The organism is Microbacterium sp. NC79 (assembly GCF_019061125.1).
In the GTDB taxonomy this organism is placed as follows: Bacteria; Actinomycetota; Actinomycetes; order Actinomycetales; family Microbacteriaceae; genus Microbacterium.
The window spans coordinates 459031-465368 of record NZ_JAHQYI010000002.1; the positions used below are offsets into that span (position 1 = coordinate 459031).

A 6338-nucleotide genomic window follows, 5' to 3' on the forward strand; every position below is an offset into this window, starting at 1 on the left:
CCTCCGGTTCCGGCTCGACGAAGCCGCGCGCCCCGAGGATGACCGGGGCGCGCATTTTCTTAGATTATGCCGAGACGTCGGCGGGCTCAGCGGTTGCCGCCGAGAGCGTCTGGACTTCGTCGTCGGTGAGGTCGAGGCCGAATGACGCGACCAACGCATCGAGCTGCGCGACCGTGCGCGCCGACGCGAGCGGCGCGGCAACAGTCGGCTGCGCCCGCAACCAGGCCAGGCTCACCGCCGCGACCGGAACCGCGCGCGCTGCGGCAATCTCATCGAGCAGGTCAAGCACGGCAACAGAACGCGGGTTCTCCAGGTGCGGGGTGACGCGGTTGAGGCGCTCCGACTGCACCGTGTGACCCGGACGGTACTTGCCAGTCAAGAATCCGGCGGCGAGCGAGAAGAACGGAACCTCGGTGATGCCAGCGTCGGCGATCACGGGGAGCGATCCGTGCTCAATCGCACGTGATACCAGGTTGTATTCGTCCTGTGAGAACGTGATCGGGGTGAGGTTCTCCGCCTCGGTAATGTTCACCGCCGAGGAAATGCGGTCTGCCGTGAACTGCGAAATACCAATCGCGCGCACCTTGCCTTCGCGCACGAGGGCGTCGAATGCGGCGAGATAGTCAGCTTGCTCGACCGCGGGGTCATCACGGTGCGCGTAGTAGATGTCGACGTAGTCGGTCTGGAGCCGGCGCAAGGAGTCATCGATCGCTGCGCGAATGTTCGCGGGGGCAAGACCCGGACGCGCCGAGTGCATGAACACCTTGGTGCCGATGTTGAGCTTGTCGCGCAGGCCAGGCCGAGAGGCAAGCCACTCTCCAATGATCGTTTCGCTCTCGCCACCGGTGTGCCCCGGCACCCAGTCGCTGTACACGTCTGCGGTGTCGATCGCGCGGCCGCCAGCGGCGACGAAGGCGTCGAGTACGGCAAAGCTGTCGTCGCGATCGGCAGTCCAGCCGAAGACGTTTCCGCCAAGAATCAGGGGGCCAACATCGGGAGTAGTCATGCAGCGTCCTTTCCGTTTCTTCGAGCATAGGGGCGGAACCACGAGGCGAGGGCGGCCACGTAGGCTGGCGTCATGGAACGAAACGCTGAGGCGCACACGCCGACCTCCTCCCCCATCGAGATCGGGTTTTTGCTTGACGTCGACGGGCCCATCGCGAGCCCGGTTACCCGTTCCATCGCCATTCCCAGCATTGTCGACGACCTGGTCGCACTCACCGCAGCCGGGGTTCCGATCGCTTTCATCACGGGTCGCTCTGACGCCTTTATTGCCGAACAGGTCATCGCGCCGCTGTGGGATGCCGGACTCGGCGACGCCCTCGGTCAGCCAGGTGCGCGCATGTTTGGCGTGTTTGAAAAGGGCGGCGCGTGGGCACGCGTTGACTCCGACGGCATGAGCGACACCGTGATCGACGAGTCTGTCGCATTCTCTGCCGAGGCCATCGCCGGAATCCGCGAACTCGTCGCTGCACGATTCAGCGACACCATGTTCTTTGACGAGACCAAGCGCGCGATGATTTCCGTCGAGCAGCGCACGGATGTGTCGAGTGACGCGTACCGCGCCCGCCAAGACGACTTTCAGGCGGCAGCTTTTGATCTGCTCGCTGGCCTCGGTGTCGGTCTCTCTTACGGCGAGCAGTCGCATGTTGATGCGAAGGGTGCAACGCCGTTTCGTATTGACCCGACGATTATTTCCACCGACATCGAGTCGGTGCTGCTCGATAAAGACCGGGGTGCCGAACGCGCCATCGAGTACTTCGCACGGCTCGGTCACCTGCCCCGCGAATGGCGTAGCGTCGGCGATTCCCGCAGCGACTACAAGATGGCCGACTACGTGCACGCGGCAGGCATGAACGTCGCGCACGTCGACGTTCGTCCTGCCGACGGCGTTCTCGAGCGCGAATATCAGGTGCTCACGTTTGACGACTACATTCACGACGAGGCGGGCGCCCTGCTGCTGAGCTACTGGCGGCGCGCCATCGGTGCATAGCGCCCCGTGGTTCCGCCCCGCCTCCAGCCGCCTCCGCGACAGTCGGCCGTGTGCGCGACTACAGCGAGTCGAGTTCGTAAGGCCAGCGTTCGGCGAGGTCGGGTGAGATGGCGGCGATCGCGGCAGTCAACCGGTCGGGATCGATCGGTGCGGTCGCACGTTCTGCACGGCCGAGCAGGTGCGCCATCATGAGCCACTCCGCCACCGAGATCTGCAACGGTTCAAACAGGTGCACCGCCCGCTCGCCGAAGTTGTGATCGAAGAACCACACCTCACCGTCCGGCCCCAGGAGCCAGTGATCGCCGATGGGGTTATCGCCGATGACAAGCCACCGCCGATCGACCTCAAGGCCCTCCCAGTAGCCATGGTCGAGATACTCCGTCGAGACGCGCGCCGCCGTCGCAGCATCAAACGCGCGCACGTCGGCTGACACCTCCCGCGTGGCATCGGGTAGCGCCCGGAACCGGGGGTCGGTTGGCGAAATAGGCACACCTCACCGTAGAACGGAACCGGAGTATTCGCCGAGAGGGCACGGGGCGAATATTGCGATGGCGGGTGCGCGCCATAGAATGAGGGCATGTCGTGAGGCGGGACGATCGCGGCATGAGGGGGACAGACTTGTGCGCGTGCGCACACCCCTGGAAAAAGGTTCCACCTACACCAGGAGAAGATTATGAAGCGCAAACTGATGGCACTCGGTGCGGTCGCAGCTCTCTCGCTCAGCCTCGCAGCATGCTCGGGCGGCGGAGTTGGCGGCGGCGAAGAAGGCAAGGTCGCCGACCGCTTTGAACAGTTCTTTGACGGCCTGATTGCGGGCGACGGTACGGCTGCCTGCGACGTCATGCTCGTTGACGCCGAGACCCCGATGAAGGACGACTCGGCAACGTACGAGCTGTGCACCACCACGTACGACGGCATGGGCGACCTGTTCAAGGACGCGATGGAAGAGGCTGGCGTCGAGAAGATCGAAGTCACCAAGGTTGAGATCAAGGGCGACAGCGCCAAGGTCACCGCAAAGGGCGCTGGCGCTCTGGGCGGCGAAGAGTCGCTGACGATGACGAAGGTTGACGGCGAGTGGTACCTCGGTCAGGACTCGTTCGAGGGCTAATCTGACGTTTTCATGGGGCGGTTTTCCGAACGGAAAGCCGCCCCATCGTCGTCTCTTGCCTGTCTTTGTATGACTGCTTTCGCCGCGAGCCTTGCGGCGAAAGAATGCCGGGGTGCCACAGCATGCGCAATGCGCACACCCAGCACCGCGTGTTATCAAGGAACCATGATGAAGAAGCTGCTCACTGCGTCCACGATTGCCGCGCTGGCGCTGAGCCTTGCCGGCTGCAGCGGAACCAGCGAAGAGGATGCCGTCATTGCGACGGCAGAGACATTTATGAACGCGATGATCGCTGGCGACGGCGAGACCGTGTGCGGCCTCAGCCTGCGGGAGGGCGAAGTCGTGCCCTCTGACGACCCGGACTGGGACGGTTGTGTGCAGAGCATCACGATTCTCAGCGACGCGCTTGCCCCTGAGCTCGAAGCCGAGGGCATCACCGAGGTCACGATCGATAAGGCCACCGTGACAGGCGACACTGCCACCATCAAACTCGAAGACATCAACGGCGATATCTTCCATGGCCAAACCAGTGTCTTTGCCCTGCGTAAGATTGACGGTAAGTGGTACATGGACTCGCCCAGCTGAGTCCACGAGAAAGTGACGTGACATGCCTGCGGCATCCGACCTTCCCCCCTATCAGCGCAATGCCCTTGCCCCGAGCCTGCTCGTTGCTGCGTACCTATTTATTTCGCCGCTGCTTGTCGCAGGTGAATGGCCCTTGGTCACGCGATTTGTCGCCGCCATCTTCGCCGTCATCGTGGGTTGGTACGCATTTCAGGGTCGCCAGTGGTGGTGGCTCCCGATCATGGCGATCATCGCCGTGCTGTGGAACCCGTTCTTCCCGCTTGAACTGGGCGCTGATTTCTTTGCGATCGCTGCCCCGGTCGCGGCCGTCACTTTTCTCGTCGCTGGCGTGCTGATCAAGACGCCGCGCGCCGTCACCAGCTGACGCGCCCAGCTCACGACTGATTCCGCCCCTGGGCTATGGTGCGCGGACCCGATCCGGCCAGCTGACGCGCCGTCACCAGCAGCCGTCTGGTTCCGCCCCTGGGCCGTGGTGTGTGTTAATGACCCACTCGTGAGGGTATAGACCCAGCAGGGGAAGCACCTCATCGACGTGAGGGGGGATCGTGATCAAGTGCGGGTTCCCCTGCTGGGCCTCGTGCTCCAGGCTCGGGGTAGCCAGCAGGCGTCGTCGTGTAGACGACCTCCAGCCGTGATCCCCTCACCCTTCGTGGCGATGCGCACACTACGAAGGAGCGGCTGAACCTGGTGACAATGAGAATTCTCATCCCGCCCCCGAGGTTCCGCGTTTTCACGCTACGGAACGCACACGGCGCTGTCAACACAACGGTGCCACTGGCGTGCATTCTTGCGGCAAGTCCATAGGTGACCGCACGCGCGCGGCTGTGGCGTTACGGCCGGCGCGAGAAGCGCACGATGACTGCGAGCAGTGCCAGCAGAATGACGCCACCGATCACCAACGCCCAGATCACCACGGGCGAGAGTCCAGGCAACTCCTCGGCGTCGGCCGTGGCCTCAGGAGAAGGCGTCGCGGCCGGGACCGCCGTCGCCTCTTCTGTCGGTGTCGCTGACGGGGTCGGTGACGGCGACTCGACGGGGTCAACCATCGGAACGCCCTTCGTCACCGTGAAGCTGATGATGTCAGCGGAAGACGTCGAGATCGCGTGGCCGTCGCTGGAGACAACGCGCCAGTTGACGGAGTAGGTGCCGGCAGGCAACCCTTCCTGCAGCGGAATGATGAGGCTCATCCCGTCGACGACAGCGTCACCCGCGCTCCAGTCGGTCTCTCCCGCTTCGGATGCTGCGACCGGGTCCGTGGCAGCGAAGACCTCGGCCTCTGCGCCGTCGGGCATGAGGTCCGCAGTGAAGTTCAGCGTGATCTGCGCGGGCGCCACCTCGACGCTGCTGCCCGACACCGGGTCGGAGCTCTCAAGCGCATCATGAGCGGATGCCGGAGAGGCAAAGCCCAACGTTGCGAGCAGCACAACAGCGGTGCCTACAAGGGCCGAACGAACACGCGACGCGACAGACATGGTTCCATTATCCCGCGGTTGTCCTGAGAGAACCCGATTCGCTCGGCTCTGCCGTAGCGTTGAGTAGTACCCGATCTATTGGAGCTGACATGGCTGACATCACCGATTTCCACCTGGACGAAGACGACGATCCCGTTGCCCTGATCCTGTTGCCGACCGGCCAGAGTGTCGCGCTGCGGTGGGTCGATGAGGATGACGACCTGACCGCCGATGAAGCCCAGTTGCGTACGCTCGCTGATGAGGCTCTCGACGGCCTGAGCGCGGAGAAGCTGGAGGCAATCGAGGAGGAGGTCGTCCGCGAACTCACCGAGTCTGCATTCGAGCAGCTCGAGCGCGAGATCGAGGAAGAGGACTACCGCAAGCTCGCCGGCGACATGGAACTCATTGGCGTTGCCGTCTTCACCGACGGCGTTGTGACGCTCGAGTTCACCGCCGAGCACAGCTACCCCGACCTTGTGATCTACGTACAGCTCGACGCTGATTACGCGGTTGAGGATCTGCTCGTCGAATAGCTTTCGCCACAGCCCGTGGTGTAGCCCGGCCGCGTATGACACCCTCTTTGCATGGGAGATCTCTCACTGCAGGTCAAAGTCAACGCGAGCCGGGCTTCCGTTTGGCGTGACTTCGTCGACATGATGGCCTTCGCCGAATGGTGGTGGCCGTTTGACGACACCACGTACGCTGCCGATATCCGCCCTGGTGGCGCCTACCGCTTCGCCTCAGCAGGCGCCGGAATCGGGGTGCACGGCGAGTATCGCAGCGTTGCAGACGGCGAGCATCTCGAGTTCAGCTGGCAGTGGGAAGACTCTCACGAGGTTCCGGAACCATCAGTTGCGCGGGTAGCGCTGGCGGATGCTGCTGCCGGGGCCACGACTGTCATCGTCACCCACCAGGCATCGGATGACGAACTTGACGACCTGCGCCAGGGCTGGGAGCACTGTTTACAGCGGCTCATTACCCGATACGCATAGGCGTGCAGCCCGCGACCAGGCGTTTCGAAAAGTGGGCATACAACGCAAAAAGGGCCACCCAGCATTGGGTGGCCCTTTTTGTTAAAAGGAGTCCGGCGGTGTCCTACTCTCCCACAGGGTCCCCCCTGCAGTACCATCGGCGCTGAGAGGCTTAGCTTCTGGGTTCGGAATGTAACCAGGCGTTTCCCTCTCGCTATGGCCGCCGAAAC

At 63.3% G+C, this 6338-nt stretch carries 9 protein-coding genes and 1 rRNA gene; 6 read left to right on the forward strand and 4 right to left on the reverse strand.

Going from position 1 to position 6338, the window contains the following annotated elements; all coding sequences use genetic code 11:
* Positions 1-64 precede the first annotated feature (64 nt).
* Entirely contained in the window at positions 65-1006 is a 942-nt protein-coding gene (locus KTJ77_RS12400) for an aldo/keto reductase (RefSeq protein ID WP_217338842.1), read from the reverse strand.
* A 72-nt stretch (positions 1007-1078) separates the two neighbouring features.
* On the opposite strand from KTJ77_RS12400, the gene KTJ77_RS12405 reads away from it, so the two are divergent.
* Entirely contained in the window at positions 1079-1993 is a 915-nt protein-coding gene (locus KTJ77_RS12405) for a hypothetical protein (RefSeq protein WP_217338843.1), read from the forward strand.
* Between the two features lie 58 nt (positions 1994-2051).
* Here KTJ77_RS12405 and KTJ77_RS12410 read toward each other — a convergent pair whose 3' ends face one another.
* The gene (locus KTJ77_RS12410; RefSeq protein ID WP_217338844.1) at positions 2052-2483 is read right to left on the reverse strand and encodes an SMI1/KNR4 family protein; all 432 of its coding nucleotides are present in this window, start codon (positions 2481-2483) and stop codon (positions 2052-2054) included.
* 183 nt (positions 2484-2666) lie between these two features.
* Here KTJ77_RS12410 and KTJ77_RS12415 point away from each other — a divergent pair, with 183 nt between their 5' ends.
* From KTJ77_RS12415 to KTJ77_RS12425, 3 genes are all read left to right on the forward strand, one after another.
* On the forward strand, positions 2667-3101 hold the full coding sequence (locus KTJ77_RS12415; protein ID WP_217338845.1) for a DUF4878 domain-containing protein: 435 nt from the start codon (positions 2667-2669) through the stop codon (positions 3099-3101).
* A gap of 165 nt (positions 3102-3266) precedes the next feature.
* Positions 3267-3686: a hypothetical protein gene (locus tag KTJ77_RS12420; RefSeq protein WP_217338846.1), complete on the forward strand. Its 420-nt coding sequence runs from the start codon at positions 3267-3269 to the stop codon at positions 3684-3686.
* A 22-nt stretch (positions 3687-3708) separates the two neighbouring features.
* Positions 3709-4050 carry a DUF6804 family protein gene (locus tag KTJ77_RS12425; RefSeq protein WP_217338847.1) on the forward strand — a complete coding sequence of 114 codons (342 nt, stop codon included), beginning with the start codon at positions 3709-3711 and terminating at the stop codon, positions 4048-4050.
* Positions 4051-4516: 466 nt separating this feature from the next.
* On the opposite strand, the gene KTJ77_RS12430 is transcribed toward KTJ77_RS12425, so the two are convergent.
* Positions 4517-5158, reverse strand: coding sequence for a copper resistance protein CopC (locus KTJ77_RS12430; protein WP_217338848.1), 642 nt, complete (start codon positions 5156-5158; stop codon positions 4517-4519).
* Positions 5159-5247: 89 nt separating this feature from the next.
* Between KTJ77_RS12430 and KTJ77_RS12435 the strand changes: the two genes are divergently transcribed.
* Both KTJ77_RS12435 and KTJ77_RS12440 read left to right on the forward strand, forming a co-directional pair.
* Positions 5248-5670: a hypothetical protein gene (locus tag KTJ77_RS12435; RefSeq protein WP_217338849.1), complete on the forward strand. Its 423-nt coding sequence runs from the start codon at positions 5248-5250 to the stop codon at positions 5668-5670.
* A 51-nt stretch (positions 5671-5721) separates the two neighbouring features.
* Positions 5722-6129 carry an SRPBCC domain-containing protein gene (locus KTJ77_RS12440; RefSeq protein ID WP_217338850.1) on the forward strand — a complete coding sequence of 136 codons (408 nt, stop codon included), beginning with the start codon at positions 5722-5724 and terminating at the stop codon, positions 6127-6129.
* Between the two features lie 90 nt (positions 6130-6219).
* Here KTJ77_RS12440 and rrf read toward each other — a convergent pair.
* A 5S ribosomal RNA gene (rrf, locus tag KTJ77_RS12445) occupies positions 6220-6336 on the reverse strand.
* Positions 6337-6338: the final 2 nt, after the last annotated feature.

What these genes read in the sequence shown, in the direction of transcription:
- KTJ77_RS12420 (WP_217338846.1), top strand. Translation starts at nt 3,267, where the DNA reads ATGATGAAGAAGCTGCTCACTGCGTCCACGATTGCCGCGCTGGCGCTG.
- KTJ77_RS12400 (WP_217338842.1), bottom strand. Translation starts at nt 1,006, where the DNA reads ATGACTACTCCCGATGTTGGCCCCCTGATTCTTGGCGGAAACGTCTTC.
- KTJ77_RS12425 (WP_217338847.1), top strand. Translation starts at nt 3,709, where the DNA reads ATGCCTGCGGCATCCGACCTTCCCCCCTATCAGCGCAATGCCCTTGCC.
- KTJ77_RS12440 (WP_217338850.1), top strand. Translation starts at nt 5,722, where the DNA reads ATGGGAGATCTCTCACTGCAGGTCAAAGTCAACGCGAGCCGGGCTTCC.
- KTJ77_RS12435 (WP_217338849.1), top strand. Translation starts at nt 5,248, where the DNA reads ATGGCTGACATCACCGATTTCCACCTGGACGAAGACGACGATCCCGTT.
- KTJ77_RS12430 (WP_217338848.1), bottom strand. Translation starts at nt 5,158, where the DNA reads ATGTCTGTCGCGTCGCGTGTTCGTTCGGCCCTTGTAGGCACCGCTGTT.
- KTJ77_RS12405 (WP_217338843.1), top strand. Translation starts at nt 1,079, where the DNA reads ATGGAACGAAACGCTGAGGCGCACACGCCGACCTCCTCCCCCATCGAG.
- KTJ77_RS12415 (WP_217338845.1), top strand. Translation starts at nt 2,667, where the DNA reads ATGAAGCGCAAACTGATGGCACTCGGTGCGGTCGCAGCTCTCTCGCTC.